The organism is Glutamicibacter sp. AOP5-A2-18 (genome assembly GCF_052446055.1).
Lineage (GTDB): Bacteria > Actinomycetota > Actinomycetes > Actinomycetales > Micrococcaceae > Glutamicibacter.
In genome coordinates this window covers 1195137-1221920 of record NZ_JBQSVW010000001.1, presented here as the reverse complement: position 1 = coordinate 1221920, position 26784 = coordinate 1195137, and the positions used below count along the sequence as shown (strand labels likewise).

Here is a 26784-nt window from a genome sequence, read left to right as displayed (position 1 = left end):
GGAACACCATGGCAGAATTTACCTTGCAAGAAGATCTTGAATTTGCGCTGGCTTTGGCCGATAAGGTTGATGCGCTCACCCTGGCCCGCTATGGATCCAATGACTTGGTGGTCGAATCCAAGCCGGATATGACCCCGGTCTCTGATGCAGACCGTGGCGCAGAGCAGTTGATCTTGAACGAACTTGCTGCCCACCGCCCGGATGATTCGGTACTGGGCGAAGAATTTGGTGTGCACGGTACCGGTTCACGACGCTGGGTGATCGACCCGATCGACGGCACCAAGAACTTTGTGCGTCGCGTGCCTGTGTGGGCTACGTTGATCGCTCTGTTGATCGATGACGAGCCAGTGCTTGGTGTCATTTCTGCCCCAGCGTTGAGCCGTCGCTGGCACGCCGCCACCGGTTTGGGCGCCTACGTCACTGAACCGGGCACCAGCGTGGGCTCCACCGCCACCCGGGCCATTTCGGTCTCCTCGGTGACCGATTTGACCGATTCATCGCTGGCCTACGCCTCGCTGAGTGGTTGGAAGGAAGCCGGAAAGCTTGATGGTTTCCTCGACCTGTTGGACACCGCTTGGCGTACCCGCGGTTACGGAGATTTTTACTCCTACGCGTTACTGGCCGAAGGCGCCGTGGACGCGGCTTTTGAGCCCGAGCTTGAACTCTACGATATGGCCGCACTGGTCCCCGTGGTTCGTGAAGCCGGTGGTCGCTTCACCTCGGTAGCTGGAGAAGAAGGTTGCCATGGAGGCAACGCGCTGGCCAGCAACGGCAAGCTGCACGAGGCGATCCTGCCATATCTAAACCGCTAATGAGCACCCCACACCCCACCGGGTCGCTGACCACCAGCGAAGAGGACTATCTCAAAGCGCTCTACACCCTGACCGAGTGGGACGACTCCGAAGTAAGCACCGGGGTCCTGGCCGATCAGCTGGGCCTGTCCCCTGCATCGGTGACGTCAATGATCCAAAAGCTTGCGGGTAAAAATCTGGTCCATCACGTCCCACGCAAATCTGTTTCGCTCAGTGATAGTGGCAGGCGCGAAGCACTGCGGATGGTCAGACGTCATCGGCTATTGGAAACCTTTTTGCGCGATGAATTAGGTTATGGCTGGGACGAGGTCCACGACGAGGCCGAGGCGTTGGAGCATACGGTCAGCGACCGATTTATTACCGCCCTGGACGCGCGCCTTGGCCACCCTCGCCGTGACCCACACGGGGACGCGATCCCTGCTGCCGATGGCACCCTGCCCGTCTCTAAAGCGATCAGGCTTGACCGTTTTGCCGGCAAAGAAGCCATCATCGATCGGATCAGCGACGAAGATCCCGAGTTTTTGCGACGCGCAGCCGCCCAGGGGCTGGTACCCGGGGCCAGAATCAAACTCCCACACCAGTTGGACTACATCGAGGCCTCACTTATTTGGGTCCATGCTGGCGCAGGGGTGTGAACCAAGATGAGTACTAACCCCGGGGCGCACATCCCAAAATTTCGCAGGGTCGACTTAGCCTTGGTCTTTGTTGGCGGAACGCTGGGCACAGCCAGCCGACTGGCCCTGAGCCTGCTTCAGCCCCAAGGACTCAACCTTCCTGTGATGGTACTGCTGGTCAACGTCGTTGGCGCGTTCGCCTTGGGTTGGTTACTCACTTCCCTCTCGGCTCGCGGACCAGAAACGTCAGCACGCCGCAGAATTCGTTTGCTTGTTGGCACCGGCTTCATGGGAGGCTTCACCACCTACAGTGCCTTGGCAACCGACTCCATGCTGCTCACCAACGACGGATCGGTGCTACTAGGCCTAGGCTACGGGCTGGGGACAGTTCTCGTCGGAGCGCTGGCCACATGGTGCGGCATGCTGGTGGGAACCAAACGTCGCACCTCGGCGAAGGGGAACTGAGATGGCCATAACCCCTACCCTATTTCTCACCATCGCTCTGTGCGGTGGTTTGGGCGCGATACTTCGCTTTACTGTTGTTACCTTGCTCACCGCACGCTTCGGCTCACGAATGCCTTGGGGAACCATCGTTATCAACCTCTCCGGTTCCTTCGTCTTAGGCTTGCTCACAGGCCTACTGACGCATTCCTTGTTGCCTGAGCCCTGGCTTCTAGCTGTGGGAACTGGATTGCTTGGCGGCTATACGACTTTCTCCACAGCAAGTTTTGACACCTTGAGATTGCTTCGAGAGGGCCGGACGGTCGCCAGTTTGGCCAATGCCTTCGGTACGCTTTTCGGCGCAATCCTCGCTGCTTATCTGGGCTTCCTGCTGGCTACTTTGTTCTAAGAGACAAGAAAACCCCAGCCGTTGGCTGGGGTTTTCTTGTAGGAAAAACTTTTATCGTGCAGCTCGCCGGCCTTTGGGAGCGCCTGAGCTTTCGGCTTGAGGAAGTGGTTGGGCCTGCTTTGGCGTGCGGTCGTGCGGCACCGCGTAACCGCCAGTGGCAACGACAAGAATCGCGCTGATACCGGTCAAGGCGAGCATGGCAATGGCCCAGATTTGTGACTGTTCATAGAACGAGTGATCAACGCTGAGCCACAACGTATAAGCTCCACCGATGTAGATCAGGTGAATCAAAAGCATGCGCGTTCGTAGCCTGAACTTGACCACGGCTTTCGGGGAAAAGAAGATTCCCCAGAGGATCAGAAGCGGGATAACCACTACCAAGATCGCCGGAATGGTGGGCCATGGGATGAAGGCGATGGCGGCCAATGCTGCTGCGAAAAGCAAACCGACTTCGAGCAGAAAAGCGACGACTGCATAGATTGCTGAAAGGACAGGCGACACCCGTTGGGAACTGTTTTTACCCATCGATTCTTCTCTCACTCCAATTCTGCAAAGTCTACCGCATGAAATTCTTCGGCTTTCATCTCAAGTCTATGTGTAAAACCTCCAAGCCGCGAATGGACTCGCAATTTTTGCACAGTGTTTAGTCAAGGCTCGCGAATGTTATCCGAGCGGACTCCCCCAATGCGCGACAGGTTCAGCACAAACGAAAAAGCTCCGGAACCAAGCGGTTAGCCTGATTCCGGAGCTTAGATACGTGGAGATGGGGAGAATTGAACTCCCGTCCGATGTGGTGTTGCCAGGTCTTCTCCGGGCGCAGTTTGCTGCGGATTTTCTCTGCCCCAACCATCACGCAAACATGTGGTTGATCCAGGCACAGTTACCTAAATATGTACCCAACAGCGGTAACGGCCGCTGGATACAGTGGCTATCTAAATGACGTTAGGATCAGAGGCGATAGCAAACCTCTGGCTAACGGACTGTCTGGCTGCTTAGGCAGCGAGAGCGAAGTCAGTGCGCTTTGATTCGGCACTTATTGTTTTGCAAAGAGCGTTTACGAGATAACTTTGCATCCTCGGCCCGCTTCATCTGTCGCGACTCACACCGTCGAAACCGATCATCCCCGTATTTTGTTGTCAGTCCCAGTTTCCCAGGTACAACCACGCCCAAGAGCGTGTTTTTCAATCATAGCGCATTGCCTTGGGCTAACCCAACGCAAGATACGCCACAATCTAGTCTTTAAGCTAGCCGCGATTACGCTCACGCATGGCGCGTAGTGCCTCGCGATTGTCTTGCTGCTCACGCAAGGTCTGGCGCTTGTCGTACTCGCGCTTACCGCGTGCAACACCGATTTCGATTTTCGCTCGGCCCGACTTGAAGTAGAGACTCAATGGAACGATGGTGAGACCAGCTTCGCCAACCTTTCGCTCAATTTTCACTAATTCTTGACGGTGCAACAAGAGCTTACGACGTCGGCGTGCAGCATGATTGGTCCACGATCCGTTGAGGTACTCAGGGATGTAGACGTTCTCGATATAAAGCTCATCACGATAGAACTGTCCGAAGCCGTCAATTAGCGAGGCTTTACCTTCGCGCAGTGACTTTACTTCGGTGCCACTGAGCACCATGCCAGCTTCAAAAGTATCGAGGATTTCATAATCGTGGCGTGCCTTGCGATTACTCGCAATCACCCGATCTTCTTGATTTTTCTTAGCCACGTTACTCCTTGCATGTCGTGGGCGGACTCCCGCGCACAGATTACAAGTCTAGCGCTAGAGAAGTCCCAATGGGTTCACGGCATTGCCGTTTACGATAGTTTCAAAGTGCAGATGGCAGCCAGTCGAGTTGCCAGTAGTGCCGACATAACCGATTACGTCGCCCTGCTTCACGTGTTGCCCGACGCTTACAGCAACGCGCGACATGTGGTGGTAACCGGTAGCAAGGGCCTTGCCCTTGACGACGCCGTGGGAAATGATGACCTTGTTGCCAGCAGTTCCGCCCCAACCAGCGGTCCAAACTTCGCCGTCAGCCGCAGCGGTAATCGGTGCACCGCATTGTCCGCCAAAGCCCCAGTCAATTCCGGCGTGAACGTATCCACCCTGTCCACCGTAATCAATCGTTCCGGCAGGAGTCGGACGCCATCCGAAGGTTGAGGTCAGGTTATTACTTGGTGTCGGCTTAACCAATCCCCAAGCACTTGAACCCGCTGACTTGCTAACCGTAGGTTCGGAAACTGGCGCAGGAACGAAAGCTTTCTTTTTGTAAGCTTTCTTCTTTGCTGCCGCTTCCTCAGCTAGACGCTTTTGCTCTGCTTCGTAGGCAGCCTTGCGCTTTGCTTCAGCTTCAGCAGCTTTACGCTTACGTTCGGCTTCCTCACGCAACAAACGCTCCTGGCGTTCCTTGATATCGGACTTAACCTGAGCGTACTCTTTTTGCTGTGCCGCTAGCTTGGCCTGAATCTGTGGTTTCTTCGCTTCGAGCTCAGCGCCCAACTTCTCGGTGCTGGCGACCAAAGCATCAAGCTCATTCTTAGCGTTTTGGGCCTGGTTTCGAGCGGTCTGCTCTTGCGCCAAGGCTTCTTCCGCCTGCGATTTGAGCGAGGAGATTTCCTTCTCGACAGCGCTCAAGCGAAGCTTGTTGTTTTCGTTATTGGCCTGCTCTTGCGCAAGATCGTTATAAGTGTTGCTCTGCGATTCCATGGCACGGTTCGCCAAGTCTAGGCCGTCGGCCATCTGCTGGGTCGAATCCATGTTGAGGATCATGTCCAGTCCGCTGGAAACGCCACCGCGCTTATAAGCTTCGGAAGCGATGGAAGCCATGGCGGCTTTCGCTTCGGAGATCTTTTTGGCGTTCTTCTCGATCTCGGCAGTTACCTGATCACGAGTCGACTGAGCAGCGATCAATCGATCATTCAGATCAGCGACAGCGGATTGGGCATTAGCGACACGGCTTTGCGCGTCGGCCAATGCCTGTTCAGCGGCAGGTACTTGAGCCTGCTGATCACGTAGCTTCTTGTCGGTTGCCTGGATATCGGAATCCAAGAATTCCATGTCCTCTTCCAGGTTGTTGATATTTCCTTCAACCTGGGTCTTCTTATCATCAAGATCATCAGCGACAACTAGGCCTGCTGGCAACGTTAAAGCGAGAGCCATTGCCCCACCGAGGGTGGCGCGCAAGAACTTACTTCGCACTGCGTTGGACAGCATGTGGCTCCTTCGAGAAAGATGTCGTGCTACGGGTCTACCGACGATGAGGGGTCGATTAAACCTTCAGGTAACGCTTCAACGTTACCACTGATGAAATTGTGGCCAAAACGATACCAATAATCAAGAGGCCAGGCGCAACTAGCCAAACTTCATTGGTAGAGATGAATGCAACGCCGACGTTTTCACTGGCAAGTTTGTCTTCGACAAGGAACTTGAGTAGGAGCCATAGCGTGCCTGATGCCAGCACACCACCAATCAGTGATGCGATAACACCTTCGATAATGAACGGTAACTGAATGGTTGCTTTCGAGGCACCGACCAAACGCATGATCGTGGTTTCCAGCCGCCTGTGCATTGCAGAGAGTTGGATGGTGGTACCGGTCAACAACACGGCACAAACAATCATCACGATTGCAACGACTGCTGCAGCAGCAGAAGCCACGCGGACCAGTTGGAATACCTTTTCCAAAAGTTCACGCTGATCCACTACAGAGTCAACGCCATCAACGGTCGACAATGCTTCGTTGATAACTGGGTACTTCTCCGGATCAACCAGTGCGGCTCGGTACGACTCAGGCAACTGCTCTGGAGTGATCTGGTCGACGAGCGAGGAGTTCTTGTACTGATCCAAGAAGTTCTTGTATGCCTGGTCTTTCGACTCGTAGGCATATTCCTTGATGTACGGCGCTAGCTGCTCAGACTTGAGAACTTTTTCAATGTTCTGACGCTGGGCGTCGGTGACTTCTTTGCCAGCACAGTTTGTTGAAGAGCTGGAGTCGTCACAGAGGTAAACAGCTACCTCCATGCGGTCGTACCAGTAGCCCTTCATCTGGTTGATCTGGAGCTGCAAAAGAGCTGAGGCGCCGACGAAGGTCAACGACACAAAAGTCACCAGTACTACGGAAACGACCATGACAACGTTCTGGCGAAGGCCCTTGGCCGCTTCGCGAAGAATAAATCCTAGTTTCACTGGTCCTCGTCCTTCTGGTCCTCAGTAAACTGCGAATCTTCATCATGCTCAACAGCGGAATCGCCCACGAGCAGCTCACGCGAGCCGTCTTGGTTCACCACTGTGGTCATTGGCATGTACTGGCCGTCAATCTCATCACGGATAACTTGACCGCGCTGGAGTTCGATCACACGATGACGGTATTCACTAACAAGTTCGTGTGCGTGGGTCGCCATCAAAACGGTTGTACCGTTTTGATTGATGCGGTTGAGCACGTTCATAACCTCAACGCTGTTTTTGCGATCGAGGTTACCGGTAGGCTCATCCGCCAAAAGAATTGATGGCCTATTGACGATGGCACGCGCTATGCCCACGCGTTGCTGCTCACCGCCGGAAAGTTCAGTTGGCTTACGACGAGCCTTGTCTTCAAGGCCGACAAGCTTCAGCGCGTCTGGCACGCGCTCTCGAATCTGAGCACGCGAGGCACCAATGACCTCCATGGCGAATGCGACGTTGTCAAAAACCGTACGCTCTCGCAAGAGTCGGAAGTCCTGGAACACGAAGCCGATATCGCGACGCAGCTTTGGCACGCGATGGCTCGGGATACGGTTCAGGTTCTGTCCGGCCACGTACACAGCACCGTCAGTGGAACGCTTTTCGCGTAGCACCAAGCTGAGGAACGTCGACTTTCCGGAACCGGATTCACCAACAAGGAAGGCGAATTCGCCACGGTCAATCTCGATGTTTATGTCATCCAAAGCAACGTTCTGCTGCTTTGGCTCGTAAACCATCGAGACATTTTCGAATTTAATCATGTCTTCAATCGCTAGTTTTCGTCGGGGCGCGACCCACGAATACCAATCTCGAGATCAAACGTCAATAGATGCGCCAGTGTTCCAAACACTATCGGTGCAGGCGCTAGAACCCGCCTAAATCCTAGGCGTGTTGCCAGATTCATCCAATAAGCACAGCCTCCACAAATGGCTGAAGACCAACGTGACTTGAACGGTTTTACTTGTAGTCAGTTGCCTTGGTGATGATACTTACACAGTTTGTGACAAGTTTGCCCAGCTCGATTGGTATTCGCATGATCTGCTACTTCCTCGGACGGCGCTGGCCTGCGCGCCATCGAATTCCTGCGTCAATAAAGTCATCGATTTCGCCGTCAAACACAGCTTGAGTATTTCCAACTTCGTGCTCTGTACGCAGATCCTTAACCATCTGGTAAGGATTGAGTACGTAGGAACGCATCTGGTCACCCCACGATGCCTTCACATCTCCGGCGAATTCCTTCTTCTGTGCATTTTCTTGCTCTTTTTTCAATAGCAGAAGTCGGGACTGCAGGACGCGTAGCGCAGCGGCTCGGTTCTGAATCTGCGACTTTTCGTTCTGCATCGAAACTACGACACCCGTTGGAATGTGAGTCATTCGCACGGCAGAGTCGGTGGTATTCACGCTCTGTCCACCAGGGCCCGACGAACGGAAGACGTCGACTCGAATTTCCGACTCTGGAATTTCAATCGTGTCAGTCTGCTCAATCAACGGCACAACTTCCACGGCCGCAAACGACGTTTGGCGGCGGCCTTGGTTATCGAACGGTGAGATTCTGACAAGCCTGTGAGTGCCGGCTTCTACTGACAACGTTCCAAAAGCGTATGGCTCGTCGATTTCGAAAGTCGCAGATTTAAGTCCAGCTTCTTCGGCGTAGGAAGTATCCATGACTGTTGCCTTGAAGCCACGTTTCTCAGCCCAACGCAGGTACATGCGCATCAGCATCTCGGCAAAATCGGCTGCGTCCACGCCGCCAGCGCCGGAGCGAATCGTCACCACTGCCCCGCGAGAATCAAATTCTCCGCTGAGCAAAGTCACGATTTCTAACTCATCGAGAGCCTTATGGATGCTGACAAGTTCTCTGTCCGCCTCTTGAATGGTCTCTTCGTCGGCTTCGAGCTCCGCCAGTTCTACCAAAACTTCTAGATCATCAATACGAGTCCTGATCTTGGTCAATCGTTCAAGTTCAGACTGGCGATATGAAAGTTTACTGGTAACGATTTGCGCGGCAGCGGGGTCATCCCAAAGATCGGGAGCTCCGGCTTCCTCGGAGAGCGTCACGATGTCAGCTTTAATCTGATCAACATCGCTCACGTCTTCAATCGACGAGAAAGTTGAGCGCAGTGTGCGGATTTCTGCAGAGAAGTCAGTTTTTGCCATGGTCATCTAAGACTACGTCATTTCGCTTCCGATTCCTGAGCCCACGGTCATCTGCTAAGTACGGTCTGAGCCGTTGAATTCACTGAAATCGGCACACCCTCGGGCACGATCCACCCCACCATCGGTGGTTGAACTGAACCTGAAAGTTCTAGTGTGGCGCCTTGCCCATCGGGACGGATTTGGACGGATCTGATCTGAAGATTGTCAACGCGACCGCTGGCACCTACATCGCTAAGATACTGAGCCACAGCTTGCTGTACGCGTTGCTGGCTGAGCTGTATCCGCGGGTTCGGTCCATCAGCCACAAACTCAAATTCGTCGACCGAAGCAACGACGGCACCATCAGCAATCGACAGGAGTTGTCGAGCTTTCAGTTGTACAGCGCTAACCGCCAAAACCACCGAAATCGTCAGCAGCGTGATGGCACATAGACCAATAGCAAGGACTAGCGACTGCCCATCTTCCCTCGTGAAATAGGCTCGGAACCGTCTGATGTTACCCAAATCGATCAACTCGCTGGGACGCTGAGGAATCAACGGAGAACGCCGAAGCATCAAATATCTCCGAGACGAAGGGCAAAGGTACATCCAGCTCTACGGTCACCGTAACGACGCTTCCAGGACTCAGACAGGTGGAATCGCACGATATGGATGTCTTTGCCGATGAATATCCGAAATTGTTCATGGCCCGATTTACTGCTTCGTGCGCTTGAGCACGTGCCTGCACCGGAGTCTCGGCAACGGCAAAAACCTTGGCCGCTTGATCTGCTGCGCCAACCACGGCGTAGCTTCCAGCCTGCAGCTGGCTCGCCGCAAGAATGAGATAGATCATCGGAATCAGCAGCACGGTCGCTGCGAAAATGAACTCGACAATTGCACTTCCGCCCTCATCACGAGCCATTTGGCGCAAGGCAGCGATTGAGGATCTCAGATTTTTAGCCATATCGCACGGCCTCACCCTGAACATGTAGGTCCCAACCATTCGGAAGAAGACCAATCAGTGGCACGCGCGTATCTACTGACACGGTAATCACCTGATTTTTCCCAACATTGGCCGAGCTGACGCCCACATTGTCTGCAAACCCGCCATGCAGGCTTTCAGTGATCAGGAGTTGGGCACGGCCTCGTGCATCCGCTTCAGATCGGTTTGCGAGAGCCCCATAGTGAGCGCCATTGGCCGCAGCATCAATCAAGGTATTGCGCACGTGCAGGACCAGAGCGAGTTGAATCAAGGTCATCGCGATCAGCACAAGCAGAGTAGTAATCATGACAAATTCTGCGACTGCCGACCCGCGAGTTTCCTCGCGTAGCAATTGCATAGTTGGTCGCTTGCTACATCTTCCTGGCTGTCGCATCTAGTTCGACTATCCCAAACCAGATACCCGGTCTATGGCCTGATTGAAGAGATCTTGTAATCGAGGTCCGGCTATCGCCAGCAAAGCGGCAACCAGGACGGCGGACATCAAGGTGATCATTACCCATCCAGGCACATCTCCCCTGCTGTCTTTCAACTTGGGCATGAGCTTGTCCCACACCGATTGTGCCCGGGCGGTTGCCCCAAGGACCAAACGAACCATCAATTCTTGAATAGTGAACATGACGTACCTTTCGACTGATTCTGAAACTTTGCTGTCTTACTTTTCTGTCTTTTTCGATTGGCTCAATAGCTCATCTCCAATAGCGCTAGCCCCGGGAAAACGGCGAAGACTATGGTCAGCGGCAGTATTCCGAAGACCACGGGCGCGAGCATAAGGATTTCTCGTTTACCCGCGACTTCCATCAGTTCTCGCTTCGAAGCATCGCGAACATCTTGTGCTTGGTCTCGCAGGACCTGCGCGATAGGTGTGCCTCGTTCAGTTGCAACAACAATGGCATCGACAAACCTGGCGATGGTTCCTACCTGCATTCGATCTGACATCTTTTGCATCGCTTGAATCATGGGCGTTCCGGCGTGAATGTCGTTGAGGGTCTTAACAAATTCGTCGCCGATGACGCCGTGACAAATTCGCGAGATTCGCTCGATAGCTCCGGTCGTTGATTCTCCTGCGCCTACGGTCAGCGCGAGTACTTCGGCGACCGTCGGAAATTGGGTGAGTATCTTGCGGGCACGGCGGTGAATCTGTTCACCGAGCCACCATCCCCGTAGCCCGTAACCCAAAAGGCCACAACCGATGACAACCAAGACTGCGAATATCAAAGACAAGTGGTACTGCATTGAAGCAAGACCAGTGAGCACAGACCCCACCGCCAGTCCGGACAAAGCACAAACAATTTCTTGGGATCGATAGTCCACGACGCTGAATTCGAGTCCGGCTGCATCCAATCTTTTCCTCAGAATGTCACTTGAAGGACTGTGCCGACTGGCAAACTTCTTGATTTGAACGAGCAAGGGCGACGCGAGCTGCCCCAAGGTCGAATGGCCCGAGTCAGAGTGCCATGAATCTTCAAGCATTCGTGCGCTTCTGACTCCCACCCGCACGTGCGGGGCAATGCGTTCAGCAAAGGCCTTTTTTCTCCAGCCAGGCAGATTCAATAGGATGATCCAAATTCCTAAGCCCAGTCCAAGGCCGCATAGCGCAGCCCACGATACATAGGTGTTCATGACAGCACTCGTTCTTCAGTGGGCAATGCGCCAAGTCGAAGCATGACCCGGTAGCAAACCACTGAAATTCCCACGCCCATGCTCAAGACGATTACTCCGCCAGCAGTCATATAGGCTTCTTTAGCTGCCTCTTGGGTACCAAGCACCAACAAGAGAATCCATGGAGCGGCCACTGCTAATCTTGCTGCTGAGACAATCCAAGACTGGCGAGCAGCCAATTCGCCTCGGGTTCGCACATCGTCTCTCAGGAACGCCGACAGCGTTGAGAGCGTATGTCCAAGATCAGTGCCGCCAACTTCGCGGGTGATCCGTAGCGTCGTAAGAATCTTGTCTGCAACGGGATCGGCCAGTCGCTCCCCCAGCTGTTCCAAGGCAACTGCGAAATTAGCCGTCGCCCTGTAGTCCAAAGCAAAGTCTCCGAATAGAGGTCTCAAGATTTGCGGACCAACTGTAGCCAGCTGGCTCAGAGCTTCAGGCAAAGACAAGCCAGCACGAATCGCGCTCCTTAGGTGGTCAACCACTTCAGGCCACTGTTCCTGTAGCGCTGCTTGGCGTTTTGCGGCTTGGTGGCGTAGATAAACCCACGGTGCAAAGAGACCAAATCCAAAGAACACCACGGCAAAAAGAAGTGTTCCAGTTAGTCCCAAAGTCAGTACGCCGAAGCCGAGACCGCACCCCAAGCAGATAAGTACAAATCTGGAGGGTGCAACGTTTGTCATTCCGGCCTGGAGCAGAGCTGCCTTGATGACCGACTTTCGTTTTGGTGCACGAACCCACGGAGCAAAAAACAGCCAATCCACCAGGATAGCTATACCGAGGCCTCCTAAGAGAGCGAAGAAAAGAACCATCATTGGACTGCCATCAATTCGGCAACGTTGATACCGGCGAGATCAAACTTTTCGTGTTCCCAGTCAGCCCCGCGTGAGGTACAGAGGGCTTCTCCGTGACGTTCAAACAGCGTCGATGATTCGATCTGTCCGTCTTCAACTCGATTGCGAATGCTGAGGATCTCGTTGACGTATCGGTGTCCGCTTGGGCTTCGAACACAATGAACTACCAAATCGATACACGCAGCAACGGTCTTGATTGTGAAGTCGCTCGTTATATTGGGACCTGCGAGTAATGGCAACGTACAAATCTTGGTGATCGCATCTCGTGCCGAGTTAGCGTGCAGGGTGCACAGACCGGAGATGCCAGAGTTCAGTGCGATAAGCATGTCGAGTGATTCAGCTTCACGGACCTCACCAACGATGATTCGGTCCGGCCTCATTCGAAGAGCTTCCTTGACCAGCCGGCGCATGGTGATCTCGCCTGTTCCCTCGAGGTTGGCAAGCCTCGTTTGCATGGCAACCACATCGCGCAGGGAAAGATTTAATTCAAAAATTTCCTCAATCGTGATGATCCGTTCTCGCGGACCAATCGAAGAAGCCAGACAGTTAAGCATGGTGGTCTTGCCTGCTTGGGTTGGCCCGGTGACGATCACGTTGAGTCCGGCGCCTATGGCGGTTGATAGGAACAGCGCCGCCTGTGAACTCATGGAATCCAATTCAACAAGATCTTCAAGCTTCCCGGCGCGGGCAATGAATTTTCGTATATTCACTGCCCAGTGTTCGTGAGTAATGTCTGGGATAACTACGTGGAGGCGTGACCCGTCGGGCAACTGACAATCGACAAATGGTTGCGACAAGTCCAGCCGGCGACCGGATGACTTAAGCATGCGTTCAACCAAGGCCGCAATTTCAGCGGACTCCATTCGTATGTGAGTTAGTTGGCTTTGGCCACCACGAGCGCAAAATACTTGGTGAGGAGCATTGATCCAGATTTCTTCAACCGTCGGATCATCCAAAAGTGGTTGCAAAGCACCAAAGCCAGCAACGTTGTCAAAGACCGCTTGTCGAGCCGAGTCGAGTGAATACAACGACGGAACTGCACCTAGGAGAGCCCGCTCGTCGTAATCGCGAATTACTTCCTCGATCAATGACTTGATTACCGTCGGCTGTTTCGCCGGGTCCAATCCCCGCCGCCGAACCAGCTCTCGGACTTCGTCCTCAACGATCGACAATGCTTCCACGACTTACTCCTGCTGTTTTTCCTGTCATAGGATCCCGAAGTCGGGGACCACCGGCGAGCGCCTCGTCGGTGCAGCAATCATCTACGTATGAAAAGGGATGCTATAGGCACATTCGCCTGCTTTCAAGAGTTTTTTTGAATGTGGATAACCTTGAACCCCGCCGAAATCCAATGTCCACAGGCAGTAATTTATTTATCCGAGCAGGTTGAATAGCAGGTTCTTATGGTTCCAAGAGTCCGACTGAATCTGATCTGGAGACCTCATGGCCAGGTACGAACTTCTGCTGATATCTCGGAATTTCCAACGTCCTCGGCAGTTTGAGCTGAACATGTCTGGACGGTTATCAGGAGAGCAACTTGCTTCATTGCTACTGTCCGCATTCCCCGGACAGCGCTGGTACTGCGACACCCGTCCGCTTGAATCCGTAGGGGTTTGTCAGTCGAATCAACGTCTCGTTCTCAGCGACTTGCCACATGCTCCCCCCGAGCATGTTGGAAATGGCGCATCAACCAAGTTGTACGTAGTGCATGGGCGCGATGCCGGCGCGTGGGTCCCGCTGACTCACGGTGACCATATTCTGGGACGCTCTGCTCCCTTGTGGTTAGAAGACCCTTTGCTTTCTCGCTCCCACGCAGTGCTCACTGTGTCGGCACGACGGTTGCGACTCGTTGCCTCCGCTGGGCAGAAGATTTTTTGTGCGGACGGAAGCAGCTGCGAATCCTTGGACCTGGGCATAGGTTCGACGTTTCGTTTAGGAAATACGTTCTTCGCCATAGGTGACCCCGTGAGCGCTGAATCTAAGAAACCTGTTTCGTCCAGCGAACTTGAGGTCAAGGTTCCGGCAAAGCCTGAAGCTTCGCGGCTCGTCACCGTAGTCCTTGCGGCATTCGTTCCGCTTTTGACCGGTGTCCTGTTGGCAGTCTTGATGCATTCAATGCTGTTTCTGATCATCAGCGGTGTCTCAGCCTTGATGGCGGTGGCTCCTGCTAGTCAGGTTATTTCCGAACGACGTCGTTGGAAACAGACAATGCGCGCTCAACGAGCGCTCGCGGTGCAGGCGCGTTCTCAGTACGCGGCTGCGCTTGGACAGAGCCTTCTGGCAGGCCTTGACGGGGCAGCTTTGGGGATCGCACCGACGCAGCTACCGCCCATCGTCTGGGGTGAAGGTCTCTGGTACCCACAAAGCACCGAAAAATCGACCCCCAGAAAACATCGAAAATTCAGGTTGAAACTGACGAGGCCAAAAACAGATGCGCCTTGTCATGGCCCCGTGTTTGCTGCCCCGCTACCGGGGGTATGGCAAATAGTCGCTAAACAGGATGCTGCTTCAGCTGAGGTCCTAGCCAACATAGTTTCGCGATTTCTGCCGATGATCTATGCAGGTTTGTTGAGGCTGGTCATCGATCCCAGCATCTGTTGTTTGCCCGCGTCATTGTTGCTCATTACAAATGTACGCATTTCAACACTCGCAGAGCCGGTTGACCGCCTGTCATCTGTGCACGAATCCTCTGAACTAACAACTCTATATTTGACTGCCAAACCGCCCGTCGCGCTTCCCGATACCTTGGTTATTAGTCTGGGCCCAGTGCTCTCTGAGCAAGCCAATCATTGGATCGCGCCTGATCCTTTGACGTCCTGCTTGCCTGATTCACGTTTTGTGTTGCAACGATTGCACCGTCTGAGCTTGTCGAGATTAGATCGCCTGGTACAACAGTTTGTTGGTCTGCGCTCTTCTACGAATCCGTCAGTCCTATCTCCCATTCAGCCCTCGGCCACTGGTTTTGGAGCCAGCATCGGACTCAGCGAGGCGGAACAAGAAGTAAACCTTGATTTGGATGCTGATGGACCACACATGTTGATTTGCGGCACGACAGGTTCGGGTAAATCAGAAGCTTTGCGTCGAGTTATCTCCGACCTTGCACATCAGTACTCCCCTGAGCGCTTAGGCCTCGTACTGATTGACTTTAAGGGTGGCGCAGGACTTGGCGTCTATGAGCACTTACCTCATGTGCAGCTCTTTGCCAGCGACTTGGATGAAGCCGGGGCTCAGCGAACTGTGGAACAGCTCGAACATGAAGTGCAGCGACGCGAAAAGATCCTGGCCGATAGCGGATGCAGCGATCTCGCAGAATTTCAGAGCCTCGATTCGATGCCACAGGCACTACCAAAGCTATTGGTAGTTATCGACGAATTTCGAGTGTTCGTAGAAACCTTGCCACTGGCTGGTCCAAAAATCGACAGGCTGGCCGCAGTCGGAAGGGCTCTGGGCATTCACCTATTGCTCAGTACGCAACGGCCCGCGGGTACATTGACCGGACAGACCCGAGCGAACATAAACACCGTCGTCGCCTTGCGAGTGAACGATCCGAGTGAATCCGTTGAGCTTATCGGTACCACTGCAGCAACAAAATTGGACCGTCCGGGCCTGGCGATAATCAAAAGCTCCTCGCGCGCGATTCAGTCATTTCAATTTCATTTGGCTGTTGAACCAGCACTAGAGGGTGAACTTTTTGAACGTGACCGCCACACTATGCGCCTCGCTCCGGTCTGCACGTTCAATAGAACAAAAGGTCCTGAGGATGCTGATCCTTTACGAACCCATGTATCAGCTTTGAAGGACCGCTGGGCTGACAGTCCTAAGCCCCCGTCTGGTTTTGCCCCAGCTCTTCCAATGCCGATGGAACACCTGTCGATGCCTTCGACTTGGCCGGGCGCTCTAGAAGGTAGCTTGTACTGTGGCATCAGGGACAACTTGCACGGTGGCACCCTAGACCCGTTGGTTCTGGGCAGTGAGCAGAAAAGATCGCTTCTGATGTGTGGACTTCCTGAGTCCGGGGCGAAACAAGTCCTTAGTTCCTTGTCGTCATTGCATCGCAAGGTCCTGTGTTTTGGACCCTCACCGATTGAAGACAGCGATCAGACCAGTAGCCTCAGAGTAGTTACGGGGCAGGATCCCTATCTCTTCTTTGATGCCTTAGATTTTCTGGAATCATCGCCAAAAGATCCAGGACTGACAATCATTATTCATTCCGTCGCGCAGCTTCAGTCTGAGCTGCATCCTCAACATTTTCAGCGACTTGATGATGCGCTCGGTGCGTTACTTCGTCACAGCAGTGAGTACTCACCTCTGATTGTTTGCTCTGTAGATCGAGACCAGAATTCGTTGAAGTCCACCGGACTATTCACGACGCAATGGTATTTTCCTTTGAACGCAACGGACTCACTAAAGATGATGTGGCCCAAGCTCCCTGCTTGTTCGGGCTTACCCGGTCGTGGGGTCGAGATTACGTCGGGGCATCCACCTCAGGTTTTTCAAATCACCGACTTCGCTACGGACGACGTTGGACACCAGCGCTGGGACACCCCAGGGCCTCGCCAAGAAGATCATGAATCAGCACATGTTGATCATTCGAACCTGCTTGGCTATCTACCGTTTGGTGGAGAATCCGCATTGCTGCCTGTACAGCAGAGATTGATCATGATTTGTCCCAATGAAGACGAACGCCTAACGATGTCTCAGGTTCTTGCCCACCGTTGGGGAGCGGTCCATGCTTCTGGTCTGGACGACATCGTTGCTTTCGCAGACGAGCGCGAAGCTTCAATCGAGACTGGGCAAGATTTACTTTGTGCGTGTCTGGCAACGAGTGCTGATCCTCGTCTTGCTCCGACCCTAGAAAAATTACGACGGATCGGGGTCAGAACGGTGATGTTCGTCCCGCCCAGTACTCGTCTGACCTACGACCTAGGTATTTCGTCGCTCAGCATTGACGATCGAGAACTTATCGTCGTCGAGTCCGAACATTCACAAGATATGCAGCCCTCAACGTGGCCACCGCTTCATCACCGCAAGGACCCAACTGCTGGCGACTATTGGCGCGCGATCATCTCTCGCAATGGCCAACCTAGATTGATCCACATACCTCGTGCCGGTTAGACCAAGTACTTAGCGCGTAGGCCGGTCGCCCAGGAACACAGTCGTCTTTGGAGCAAAGAGCATAACGATGCAGACTCCGGCGATCACCATCGACAGCACAGCAGCGAGCTTCACCAAAAGAATGTCTGTGCTGAGGAATGAGATCGAAAGGATCAACTGGAACAACTGCCACACGATAATCGGTGCACGAGTAAACGCTTTGCCCTTGTAAAAATTGATCGCCACCGACCCTTGCCAGATCGCCACCAACAGGCACAAGATCAACATGAAGATCTGCCCGCCGATGTTCACAGTCCCGCCGGCTGAAAGATTAGCCAGATAGCTGACGGCATAGACCAGTACTGCGAGGGCTTCTATCATCACCATCGTCGCGACGACAATAGCGCTAACAGGGCGGGGTATGTTACGTTCTTCGAGGCTCACGTCAATAATCTTCGTTGACCTTTGACTGGAACTCAAACTGTGTTTATTTGCCACGATGTTGTCGACGTCACGCCAGATAGACCTAGCGGACTTCATGGCCAACTGCCATGTGAGAAAGCACTCAGGCATTCAGCAACATTTCGCTATCGTGACTCTTGTTTACTTCCTCGTAACATGAAAACCTTATGTGGTTGGTTAAACGAGGCACCCAATCGGTCCTCACCAACGATCAGAAGAGCCAATCAGTAACCGTAAGGTAATCAGGAATTAATTTCATTCCTAGCTAGTCTTTACCCCAACTTTGATTGCCGTTAGCTCTTCAGACCCCCTCAGATTTCAAGGAGCATCAATAAGCATGGATTGGCGTAGCCGCGCGGCGTGTCTGGAAAAGGACCCGGAACTGTTTTTCCCTGTGGGAAACACCGGTCCGGCCCTATTGCAGATCGAAGAGGCCAAGAGCGTCTGCCGTCGATGTGAAGTAACCGAAACTTGCTTGCAGTGGGCCATTGAGTCCGGTCAGGATGCAGGCGTATGGGGCGGTATGAGTGAAGATGAGCGTCGCGCTTTGAAGCGCCGCGCTGCCCGAGCTCGTCGCGCCTCATAATTATGCGCTCGAGGTAAATCTCGCAACCCGAGACGCCAATCAGAATCCGCCAGCGGTCAACACCACTGGCGGATTTTGAGTTTAACCGGCATTTTTCCAGCTCGGCTAGGTAGATTAAAAGTAGTATTCATGTTCGAAAGGATCCGTTAGTGACTTTGGTCTGCTTCGCGCGCACTCTTCAAGTGGGTGCCGACGAACGATGAGCTCGGCCCTGACTGACCCACACTTGGGAAAAACACTCGATGGTCGTTATCGCCTGGACCACCTCTTGGCTTTAGGCGGCATGTCCAGAATCTACCGCAGCATGGACAAGCGACTGCATCGAGCAGTAGTGGTGAAGATACTGAACGATAACTTCGCCAGTGAACCTACGGTAAGAGAACGCTTCGAATCTGAAGCGGTAATCGCCGCAAATATCACGCACCCCAATGTTGTATCGATCCGCGACCATAACGTCAGCGACAACCTTGTCTACCTCGTCATGGAATACGTGCGCGGAAGAAACCTCGACCAGGTTATCGCCGAGCGCGGCCGTTTCACTCCACGCCAGATGCTCAGCATTCTTGAACAGATCTGTAGCGGATTAAGCGCAGCGCACAGTGAAGGCATCATTCACCGTGACATGAAACCCGCCAACGTCTTGCTTTCCGACATCGGCGAAATCAAACTGACCGACTTTGGGTTAGCCCGCGCAGCTAGCGCTCATACGCAGTCCGCGACCCTGCTGGCCACCCTTTCCCATGTGTCCCCTGAACTAGTTTCCGGTGCGCCAGCTGATTCGCGCAGTGACATCTATGCGATAGGCATCATGATCTATCAGATGCTCACCGGACGTCTTCCATATTCGGAAACCAACCCCGCAGCCATGATGAAACATCATCTGGACTCCCCCATGCCATTGCCATCACAGACCATTACCGAATTGGCTGATGACCTCGATGAGCTAGTGCGTTGGTGTACCGAGAAGGACGCCGAAAAGCGCCCACAAGATGCCTCGCTGCTTCTAGAAGAAGTGCGTCAAATCCATGCAACGCTCACTGACGAGCAGCTTGATCTGGGTGCCGATTCGCTGGGGAACGTGGAAGACCTGATTCCCGAACGTTTTGCGCATATGCCGACCACGCTGCAACAACGCCTTGACGCCATGCAGCGAGATCGCGAACTTGATCGTGAGAAGCAATGGCAAGAGCTAAATACCGTGGCTGCCGACGGCGACTATGAACTCGACGAGGACTTAGGCAGTGAATCGCCTACCAGTGTCATTGCAGTCTCGGATGCCACCGAAGTTCTAGATTTGCGGGACGCTCAACAAACTCTGGCTATGAACCGGTTCGAAGATAATGATTCTGACTCGGCCATAGCTGCGACCTCGGTGTACGCACGCAATGAGTCGGCTGCCATTGAACCGGTTGCGAGCGATGCTCAGGTCCCAGCTCGCGAAGCCAAGCGTGCACAGAAGCAAGCCGAAAAACGCTGGCGCAAGGAAGCCCAGATTCCTACACACCAGCTGAGGCGCCCACGCAGCGGGACTCAGAAGACCGTCATGATTTTCGTGTGGATTTTGGTTGTCGCCGTAGTGGCCGGTGCTGGCTGGTTCTTTGGCCGAGGTCCGGGAACGATCGTTCGTATCCCATCGCTGACCGGGATGATCCAAGAGCAGGCGATCGCCCAAATGGACGACGCCGGTGTTCCCGTGCGCGTCAGCACTGCTTACGATGATGAAGTTTCCATTGGTCGGGTGGTTGAGTCTCATCCAGCCACCGGCAAGAACATCATGAAATTTCAAGGTGTAGAGCTCACGGTTTCTGAGGGGCCAGAGCTTTTCCAAGTCCCTCAGGTCGCTGGTTCCACACTAGGCCAAGCAAAGAAGTCGCTAGCCAAGGTGGGCTTTGAAAACCTGAAAACTGTTGAAGCCTACTCTTCGTCAGTGGCCGACGGTTCGGTCATCACTTCGAACCCTAGCAACGGCGAGCGGTTGCCCAAGAAGAGCCTCATCACGCTGACGGTGTCCAAGGGCCCGGCTTCGGTTCAGGTTCCCTCTCTCATTGGGTTGAGCAAGGATGAGGCTACGCAGAAGCTCAAGGACGTCGGTCTGAGTCTCACTCTTGGTGAAGAAGTCAGTTCAGAACAGGTCAGCAAGGGCCAGATCGCGGCGCAGTCACCGGCCCAGGGTGCAGCCGAATTCGGCAGTTCCGTAGAGGTGAGCATCTCCTCGGGTCCTGAATATCTTCAGATCCCGTCGGTTGTAGGGCTCACCGTCCAAGAGGCCACTGCGCAGCTTCAAGCTGCCGGCTTCACGGTGAAAACCCATGAAGTATTTGGTGGCGCACAGCAGACTGTACGGATGCAGACACCGCTGGGTCAGCGAGCCGTACGAGGCAGCGAGATCAGCATTTACGCTTTCTAGCGGCAACAAAAAATGGGTTCAGTTCCACGGTGTGGAACCGAACCCATTTTTTGTTTGTGGCTAATACTTAGCGGTTACGGCTACGGCTTTGCAACGCCGAGGAGACCAAGAAAGCCATCTCTAGCGACTGACGGTGGTTCAGTCGCGGATCGCACACTGACTCGTACAGCGAGTCGAAGTCTTCCTCACGGATCGGATCAGCGCCGCCGAGGCACTCAGCCACGTCGTCGCCGGTCATCTCCACGTGCAGGCCACCTGGGAAGGTTCCCAGCGAGTCGTGTACCTCGAAGAAGCCGCGGACTTCGTCCATGACATCGTCGAAGTTGCGAGTCTTGTAACCGTTCTGGCTGGTGACGGTGTTGCCGTGCATTGGGTCGGTAACCCACAGCACCTGAGCACCGGAGGCGGTGACCTTCTCGACCAAATTTGGCAGCTTTTCACGAATGTTCTTCGCACCCATGCGGGTAATGAAGGTCAAACGTCCTGGCTCACGATTTGGATCGAGCTTCTCGATCAGTCGCAACGCATCGTCTGGATCTGTGGTTGGGCCAAGCTTCACGCCAATTGGGTTACGTACACGCGACAGGAAATCGATATGTGCGTGATCCAGTTGGCGGGTGCGTTCACCGATCCACAGGAAGTGGCCGCTGGTGTCGTATGGCAGGCCGGTGCGGGAGTCGGTGCGGGTCAATGCTCGCTCGTAGTCCAGCAACAGTGCCTCGTGGGAGGCGAAGAACTCGGTGCGCTTGAGTGCCTCGAAATCGGCGCCACAAGCATCCATGAAGCGGATGGCCGAGTCGATTTCGCCGGCCAGCTGCTCGTAGGCGGAGTGCGCCGGGTTAGCCATGAAGCCGCTGTTCCACGAGTGCACGCTGCGCAGGTCAGCAAAGCCGCCCTGGGTGAATGCACGAATCAGGTTCAGCGTGGCCGAGGAGGTGTTGTAGGCCTGCACCAAACGCTTTGGATCATGGGCACGGGACTCAGGAGTGAAGTCGAAGCCATTAACGATGTCGCCGCGGAATGCTGGCAGAGTAACACCGTCTCGGGTTTCATCATTCGAGGAACGTGGCTTGGCGAACTGTCCAGCCATGCGACCCATCTTGATAACAGGTAACGAGGCACCATAGGTCAGGACAACGGCCATCTGCAAAATCGTGCGTACACGCGAGGAGATCTTGTCGGCAGTAGCGTCGGCAAAAGTCTCGGCGCAGTCACCACCCTGAAGCAGGAAGGCACGTCCCTGTGCGGCTTCGGCTAGGCGTTCGCGCAATACGTCAACTTCGCCGGCAAATACCAGTGGAGGACGCGAACCCAATTCGTCGATGGAGGCCTGATAGTCCTTGTGCTCACGCCAAGTTGGCTGCTGCGCGATCGGCAGTTCACGCCACAGGTCTAGTTGTGGATCGGTGGCGGGGCCGCCTACGGAGGAGCCTGGCAATGGGGTTCGATTTTCTACGCTCACCCTATTGATTCTACGTGGCGCAGCAGCAAAGCACCGCGACGAATGTAACAGGGTTGCGTAACAGTGTGAAGAGGACGCTATTTCTTGGCTTTGCTCGGTGCATAGACATCCACGTAGCTCTGTCCGGAGAGTACGTTGATGGCCTGACGAATTTCGTCTGCACACTGGCGTAGGGCCTGTGGATCATCGTGCTTTCCTGCCAGATGATCAAAGTTCAGAGGCTTGCCAATCTTGATGCCGATCTTGCCCGGGCGCGGTATCGTGCGCCCAATGGGCTGCGCTTTGTCGGTTCCGATCATGGCCACAGGAACGACCGGGGCGCCGGATTCTAAAGCGAGCTTGGCGACCCCTAGCTTTGCCCGGTAGAGCCGACCATCGGGCGAACGTGTTCCTTCGGGGTAAATGCCCAAGACTTTGCCCTCGCCCAAGGCCCGGTTTGCGCTGGCCAGCGATGCCGCTGATTTACGTCCGCCCGAGCGATCCATCGGCAACTGGTTGATGTTGCGGAAGAACCATGCGGTCACTCGTCCCTTGAGCCCACGGCCGTTAAAGTACTCATCTTTGGCCAAGAAAATCACGGGGCGTTCGAGCATTGCAGGTAGAAAAACGGAGTCGCTGACCGAGAGATGATTCGAGGCCAAGATTACTGCCCCGGTGTCCGGAACGTTCTCTAGGCCTCGCAGATCAACACGGAAGAAGACACGAATCAGGGGCCGAACAGCAAAACGCTTGAGGAAGTCGTACAGCACGGCAGAAAAATTCCTTCTTCTCGAGGATCAGCTTATGGCGGAACATTCTTAAGCCGTGGTGGTCATGGCACTGTCCGCACCCTTCAATTGTGCACTACGCTCGATAGTGTAAGCAGAAAATTGGAGTGGTCACGATGAAAAATGATGCACAAAACACCACTGAGCCTCGGGTATCGAAGGATTGCGCAGTGCTGCTGATCCACGGCTTCACCGGCTCTCCCACCGCTATGGAGCCTTGGGCGCAAGCCCTGTCCCGTCAAGGCTTTGATACCGCGGTGCCACTGCTTCCAGGACACGGCACCAAGTGGCAGGACATGATTACCAACACTTATAGCCAGTGGATCGATGCCACAGAACAGGCCTTTGACGAACTGGCACGCACGCACAAAACCGTTTTTGTTGCTGGCCTGTCCATGGGTGGCGCGCTAGCTCTGCACTTGGCCACTCGCCGCAATGTTGCCGGAGTTTCACTGGTCAATCCCGGCCTTATCGTTGATTCGCCGCTGGCCCCGTACACCCCGTGGCTCAAACATGTGGTTCGCAGTGTTGCCCCGATTAGCAACGACATCGCCAAGCGTGGCGTGGATGAAGGAGCCTACCCACGCACCCCCATCGCCGCCGTCGCGCAGCTGCATGCACTCTTCGCCCAAACTCGTGCACGGTTGGAACTTGTCACCGCCCCAGTCCAGCTCTTCCGCTCCACGGTGGACAACGTCGTTTCGGATGCTTCGGTGCGGGAATTGGTCGGTGGGCTCACCCCGGGAACTTTGGCCGAACACCACCAGTTGCTTCATTCCAAACACGTGGCCACCTTGGATTACGACGCAGCGCAGATCTTCCAAGAATCCGGACGCTTCTTCTCACAGCACTCGACCGGCGAGCAGCGCCAAACTCACCGCCAAGCAGGGAGGCACGTATGAGTTTTCCTGACGCTCGTCCCCCGCATCAAGACGATCCGCGGTGGGACGATTTGGTGACGAACTTCCAAGAGATCGATGCGACGGCTCCGCGTGAGCCCAGTGCTGCCGAACGTGCAAATCAGCTCAAGAAGCTCTTTAATACCGGTCCCGGCGCGGTGGCTGGCCCACGCGATTCGGCGCCGGCGGAGCTTGAAGAATCCGATGAGAAATTTGTTCCCGATGAACCTGCCGCGTTGGGTTCCGGGGATCCAATGTTGAATATGGCGTGGGTTACTGCAGCTGGCGGCCCGATCGGACTATTGCTGTGTGTGCTGTTTTTCCGCTCAGCTCCGACGTTTGTATTTATCGGCCTGGCGCTGTTGGCAGTGGCTGGAATTGCTTACTTACTTCTACGTCTTCCAACGAAGCGCGATCCGGGAGATGATGGGGCTCAAGTCTGAACCGAACTTGGAGCGTTAAGCACGGTAGGTTACTGTAAAGTAATAAAATGTGATGCGGGTTACCCGCCATTGCTTTTGGGGTCACACAAAGTTCAGGAGTTGAGTACCAGATGCGCGAATATAGCTCGCCAATTCGCATCCACACACCGCAACAGTCAAATATCACCGACTTACTGTTACGCCACGCAAATTCGGCAGCAAACCCGGCTTTGTTCTCAAAGCCTGGACCTGACTCATCGTGGCAAGACGTCACCGCATCGCAGTTTGCTGCCGATGCCAAAGCCATCGCCAAAGGATTTATCGCCAACGGCATCGACGCCGGCGAACGCATCGCGCTGATGGCCAAAACCCGCTACGAGTGGACCCTCGTGGACTTCGCCATCTGGTTTGCCGGATGTGTCACCGTACCCATTTATGAGACTTCCTCCCCTAGCCAGGTTGCATGGATTATCTCGGATTCCGACGCCAAAGCGGTCGTCCTTGAATCTGCAGCACATGAAAACGTCGTACGCCGGGCAGCTCACGAAGAGCAGCTCGAACTTCTCGATCACGTCTGGCAGTTTGACGGTGGATTAGAACAGCTGGTTGAAGACGGACGAGCGATCGATGACGATCTACTTGAATCCCGTCGCGCTGCAGTTTCGCTGAGCCACATCGCCACAATCATCTATACCTCTGGCACCACCGGGCGGCCTAAGGGCTGCGAACTGACGCACGGCAATTTTGTCGAGCTGGCCGAAAACGCTGCAGCTTCCCTACCCGATGCTGTGTACCCTGGTGCCTCCACCATCATGTTCTTGCCACTGGCACACGTTTTTGCCCGATTCATTTCGGTCATCAACGTGGCAGCTGGTTGCCGTACCGGCCACACCCCAGATGTGAAAAACCTGCTTGGTGACCTTCAGTCCTTCAAACCGAACTTCATCCTCGCGGTGCCTCGCGTATTTGAGAAGGTCTACAACTCAGCGATGCTCAAGGCCGAAGACGGTGGCAAGGGCAAGATTTTCCATGCCGGCGTCGACGTTGCTGTGGCCTATTCCAAGGCGCAGCAGTCGGGCAAAATTCCGCTAGTTTTGACGCTGAAGCATAAGCTCTTTGACGCACTTCTTTACAAGAAGCTGCGTGATGCCATGGGCGGAAATATCCGCCATGCAGTATCCGGCGGCGGCCCACTGGGCGAACGCTTAGGCCACTTCTTTAACGGCATTGGTGTGACCATTCTTGAAGGCTACGGTCTGACGGAAACTACCGCTCCGATCACGGTTAATACCTTGGACCGCATCAAGATCGGTACCGTGGGCAAGCCACTTCCTGGCAATGCAGTTCGTATTGCCAGCGATGGAGAGATCCTGGCCAAGGGTATTTGCGTGATGAGCGGATACCATGACCGGCCAGAACTTCAAGACGAAGCTTTCACCGATGGCTGGTTCCATACCGGAGATATCGGCGAGTTGGACGATGACGGCTACTTGAGCATCACCGGACGCAAGAAGGAAATCATCGTCACTTCCAGCGGCAAGAACGTGATTCCTGCGCTGCTCGAAGACCAGATCCGTGCTGACGCATTGGTCTCCCAGTGTGTGGTCGTCGGCGAAGGCCGACCATTTATCGCCGCGCTAGTGACCTTAGATGCCGAAGCGTTGCCAGGCTGGCTTGATCGTCACCACCTGGATAAGAACAGCTCGCTCGAAGAACTGGCGCAAAACCCGACCGTGCGCGAAACCATCGAAAAGGTGATCGCCAAGGCCAATACTTCGGTATCCCGTGCCGAAGCGATCAAGTCTTTCCGGATTGTAGCCTCGGACTTCACCGAGGAAACCGGGCACCTGACGCCATCGCTGAAGATCAAGCGCGCTGCGGTTCTCAAGGACTACAACGAGCTCATCGAAGAGATCTACTCGACGCCTAAACCAACAGCGTAATTCATAACAGCACCAACTAGCTCCCACGATTCGCGAGCTGAAGCGGCCCAGGGCAACCTGAGGCCGCTGTGTTGTGTCCGGGCAAAGTAGCTACGTGGAAGTACAACCCGATTGAAGGCCGGTACCGGATGATCGGCACGCACTTCGCCGAGCACCGCGAAGATGAGGTTCTCGGCCAGAGCTTTGCGCCCATTAGCCAACAGCCACTCGACCAGTTCCATGAGCTGGTCTTCGCTATCCGGACCTGGTTCACCAACAACGACCAGTACATCTGCGGCGCTGAATTTGCCTTCCAGGGCTGTCTGCACGCGTTGCGGGCCAGAGGTTGAGACCTCGGCCTTGACGTTGACCTCGCCAAATTGCTCGGCTAAATGCTCAGCGATTTCAAAAAACGGCAGGTGGGTATCCAAGGTAAATACCAGAACTCCCAGCCGGCTTCGCAGTGCGGAGAATTCGCTGGCTTGGGTGCTGATTTCCTGGGGAGTTACCCCTGCTGGAGTCTTGCTGGCGCGCATCGCAGCTCCTTGTACGTCTAAGGTGTTTCTAAAAATTGTGAAGTGAACACAGGGGCCCGCAACTTATGTTGCGGGCCCCTGTGCCCGATGCAAA

General features: G+C 54.5%; 26 protein-coding genes and 1 other RNA gene. 10 read left to right on the top strand and 17 right to left on the bottom strand.

All coding sequences use genetic code 11. From position 1 onward, the window contains the following. The first annotated feature begins 8 nt into the window (after window positions 1-8). Genes ACT3RW_RS05860 through crcB form a run of 4 tightly spaced genes read left to right on the top strand, consistent with a single transcriptional unit; the run spans window position 9 to window position 2276 of the window. Window positions 9-812 (top strand): inositol monophosphatase family protein, encoded by an 804-nt coding sequence (locus tag ACT3RW_RS05860; protein WP_262198027.1) that lies wholly within the window; start codon window positions 9-11, stop codon window positions 810-812. Next, the gene (locus ACT3RW_RS05855) at window positions 812-1447 is read left to right on the top strand and encodes a metal-dependent transcriptional regulator (protein WP_262198028.1); all 636 of its coding nucleotides are present in this window, start codon (window positions 812-814) and stop codon (window positions 1445-1447) included. The genes ACT3RW_RS05860 and ACT3RW_RS05855 overlap by 1 nt, the downstream gene beginning before the upstream one ends. Before the next feature lie 6 nt (window positions 1448-1453). Beyond that, complete coding sequence (locus ACT3RW_RS05850; protein ID WP_131087830.1) at window positions 1454-1891, top strand: fluoride efflux transporter FluC; 438 nt, start codon at window positions 1454-1456, stop codon at window positions 1889-1891. A 1-nt stretch (window position 1892) separates the two neighbouring features. Further along, a complete protein-coding gene (gene crcB, locus ACT3RW_RS05845) occupies window positions 1893-2276 on the top strand; it encodes a fluoride efflux transporter CrcB (protein ID WP_444613124.1) in 384 nt (127 codons plus the stop codon). 51 nt (window positions 2277-2327) lie between these two features. On the opposite strand, the gene ACT3RW_RS05840 is transcribed toward crcB, so the two are convergent. The 13 genes from ACT3RW_RS05840 to ACT3RW_RS05780 form a co-directional block, all read right to left on the bottom strand. Continuing rightward, the gene (locus tag ACT3RW_RS05840; RefSeq protein ID WP_262198030.1) at window positions 2328-2801 is read right to left on the bottom strand and encodes a YrdB family protein; all 474 of its coding nucleotides are present in this window, start codon (window positions 2799-2801) and stop codon (window positions 2328-2330) included. A gap of 230 nt (window positions 2802-3031) precedes the next feature. Next, window positions 3032-3401, bottom strand: a transfer-messenger RNA (tmRNA) gene (gene ssrA, locus ACT3RW_RS05835). 119 nt (window positions 3402-3520) lie between these two features. Continuing rightward, window positions 3521-3994 (bottom strand): SsrA-binding protein SmpB, encoded by a 474-nt coding sequence (gene smpB, locus ACT3RW_RS05830; protein ID WP_131087828.1) that lies wholly within the window; start codon window positions 3992-3994, stop codon window positions 3521-3523. Window positions 3995-4048: 54 nt separating this feature from the next. Continuing rightward, on the bottom strand, window positions 4049-5482 hold the full coding sequence (locus ACT3RW_RS05825; protein ID WP_131087827.1) for a M23 family metallopeptidase: 1434 nt from the start codon (window positions 5480-5482) through the stop codon (window positions 4049-4051). A 55-nt stretch (window positions 5483-5537) separates the two neighbouring features. Then, window positions 5538-6452, bottom strand: coding sequence for a permease-like cell division protein FtsX (gene ftsX / locus ACT3RW_RS05820; protein WP_444613123.1), 915 nt, complete (start codon window positions 6450-6452; stop codon window positions 5538-5540). Further along, entirely contained in the window at window positions 6449-7246 is a 798-nt protein-coding gene (gene ftsE / locus ACT3RW_RS05815; protein ID WP_131087825.1) for a cell division ATP-binding protein FtsE, read from the bottom strand. Before ftsE ends, ftsX begins: the two co-directional genes overlap by 4 nt. A gap of 280 nt (window positions 7247-7526) precedes the next feature. Further along, on the bottom strand, window positions 7527-8642 hold the full coding sequence (gene prfB, locus ACT3RW_RS05810; protein ID WP_131087824.1) for a peptide chain release factor 2: 1116 nt from the start codon (window positions 8640-8642) through the stop codon (window positions 7527-7529). A 495-nt stretch (window positions 8643-9137) separates the two neighbouring features. Next, window positions 9138-9584, bottom strand: coding sequence for a TadE/TadG family type IV pilus assembly protein (locus ACT3RW_RS05805; RefSeq protein ID WP_262198034.1), 447 nt, complete (start codon window positions 9582-9584; stop codon window positions 9138-9140). Continuing rightward, window positions 9577-9960 carry a TadE family protein gene (locus ACT3RW_RS05800; protein ID WP_262198035.1) on the bottom strand — a complete coding sequence of 128 codons (384 nt, stop codon included), beginning with the start codon at window positions 9958-9960 and terminating at the stop codon, window positions 9577-9579. The genes ACT3RW_RS05805 and ACT3RW_RS05800 overlap by 8 nt, the downstream gene beginning before the upstream one ends. A 45-nt stretch (window positions 9961-10005) precedes the next feature. Continuing rightward, entirely contained in the window at window positions 10006-10239 is a 234-nt protein-coding gene (locus ACT3RW_RS05795) for a hypothetical protein (RefSeq protein ID WP_262198036.1), read from the bottom strand. A 62-nt stretch (window positions 10240-10301) separates the two neighbouring features. Further along, a complete protein-coding gene (locus tag ACT3RW_RS05790; protein ID WP_444613122.1) occupies window positions 10302-11243 on the bottom strand; it encodes a type II secretion system F family protein in 942 nt (313 codons plus the stop codon). Beyond that, window positions 11240-12091, bottom strand: coding sequence for a type II secretion system F family protein (locus ACT3RW_RS05785; RefSeq protein WP_262199750.1), 852 nt, complete (start codon window positions 12089-12091; stop codon window positions 11240-11242). Before ACT3RW_RS05785 ends, ACT3RW_RS05790 begins: the two co-directional genes overlap by 4 nt. Next, window positions 12091-13314, bottom strand: coding sequence for a CpaF family protein (locus tag ACT3RW_RS05780; RefSeq protein WP_444613121.1), 1224 nt, complete (start codon window positions 13312-13314; stop codon window positions 12091-12093). The genes ACT3RW_RS05785 and ACT3RW_RS05780 overlap by 1 nt, the downstream gene beginning before the upstream one ends. 784 nt (window positions 13315-14098) lie before the next feature. Here ACT3RW_RS05780 and ACT3RW_RS05775 point away from each other — a divergent pair. Beyond that, window positions 14099-17248 carry an FtsK/SpoIIIE domain-containing protein gene (locus tag ACT3RW_RS05775; protein ID WP_444613120.1) on the top strand — a complete coding sequence of 1050 codons (3150 nt, stop codon included), beginning with the start codon at window positions 14099-14101 and terminating at the stop codon, window positions 17246-17248. Window positions 17249-17257: 9 nt separating this feature from the next. On the opposite strand, the gene ACT3RW_RS05770 is transcribed toward ACT3RW_RS05775, so the two are convergent. Further along, window positions 17258-17671, bottom strand: a complete 414-nt coding sequence (locus ACT3RW_RS05770; protein WP_131087814.1) for a hypothetical protein — start codon at window positions 17669-17671, stop codon at window positions 17258-17260. Window positions 17672-18026: 355 nt separating this feature from the next. Here ACT3RW_RS05770 and ACT3RW_RS05765 point away from each other — a divergent pair, with 355 nt between their 5' ends. Further along, complete coding sequence (locus ACT3RW_RS05765) at window positions 18027-18275, top strand: WhiB family transcriptional regulator (RefSeq protein WP_013348560.1); 249 nt, start codon at window positions 18027-18029, stop codon at window positions 18273-18275. 199 nt (window positions 18276-18474) lie between these two features. After that, window positions 18475-20682 (top strand): protein kinase domain-containing protein, encoded by a 2208-nt coding sequence (locus ACT3RW_RS05760; RefSeq protein ID WP_444613119.1) that lies wholly within the window; start codon window positions 18475-18477, stop codon window positions 20680-20682. A gap of 67 nt (window positions 20683-20749) precedes the next feature. On the opposite strand, the gene ACT3RW_RS05755 is transcribed toward ACT3RW_RS05760, so the two are convergent. Together ACT3RW_RS05755 and ACT3RW_RS05750 are read right to left on the bottom strand one after the other, a co-directional pair. Continuing rightward, window positions 20750-22144, bottom strand: coding sequence for a class II 3-deoxy-7-phosphoheptulonate synthase (locus ACT3RW_RS05755; protein WP_131087812.1), 1395 nt, complete (start codon window positions 22142-22144; stop codon window positions 20750-20752). A 77-nt stretch (window positions 22145-22221) separates the two neighbouring features. Then, window positions 22222-22893, bottom strand: coding sequence for a lysophospholipid acyltransferase family protein (locus ACT3RW_RS05750; RefSeq protein ID WP_131087811.1), 672 nt, complete (start codon window positions 22891-22893; stop codon window positions 22222-22224). Between the two features lie 134 nt (window positions 22894-23027). On the opposite strand from ACT3RW_RS05750, the gene ACT3RW_RS05745 reads away from it, so the two are divergent. The 3 genes from ACT3RW_RS05745 (at window position 23028) to ACT3RW_RS05735 (ending at window position 26175) form a co-directional block, all read left to right on the top strand. Further along, a complete protein-coding gene (locus tag ACT3RW_RS05745) occupies window positions 23028-23813 on the top strand; it encodes an alpha/beta hydrolase (protein ID WP_444613118.1) in 786 nt (261 codons plus the stop codon). Continuing rightward, on the top strand, window positions 23810-24253 hold the full coding sequence (locus ACT3RW_RS05740; protein WP_262198044.1) for a hypothetical protein: 444 nt from the start codon (window positions 23810-23812) through the stop codon (window positions 24251-24253). The genes ACT3RW_RS05745 and ACT3RW_RS05740 overlap by 4 nt, the downstream gene beginning before the upstream one ends. 110 nt (window positions 24254-24363) lie before the next feature. Continuing rightward, a complete protein-coding gene (locus tag ACT3RW_RS05735) occupies window positions 24364-26175 on the top strand; it encodes an AMP-dependent synthetase/ligase (RefSeq protein ID WP_444613117.1) in 1812 nt (603 codons plus the stop codon). On the opposite strand, the gene ACT3RW_RS05730 is transcribed toward ACT3RW_RS05735, so the two are convergent. Beyond that, window positions 26148-26690, bottom strand: coding sequence for a hypothetical protein (locus ACT3RW_RS05730; RefSeq protein WP_444613116.1), 543 nt, complete (start codon window positions 26688-26690; stop codon window positions 26148-26150). The two genes, ACT3RW_RS05735 and ACT3RW_RS05730, sit on opposite strands and share 28 nt — an antisense overlap. Window positions 26691-26784: the final 94 nt, after the last annotated feature.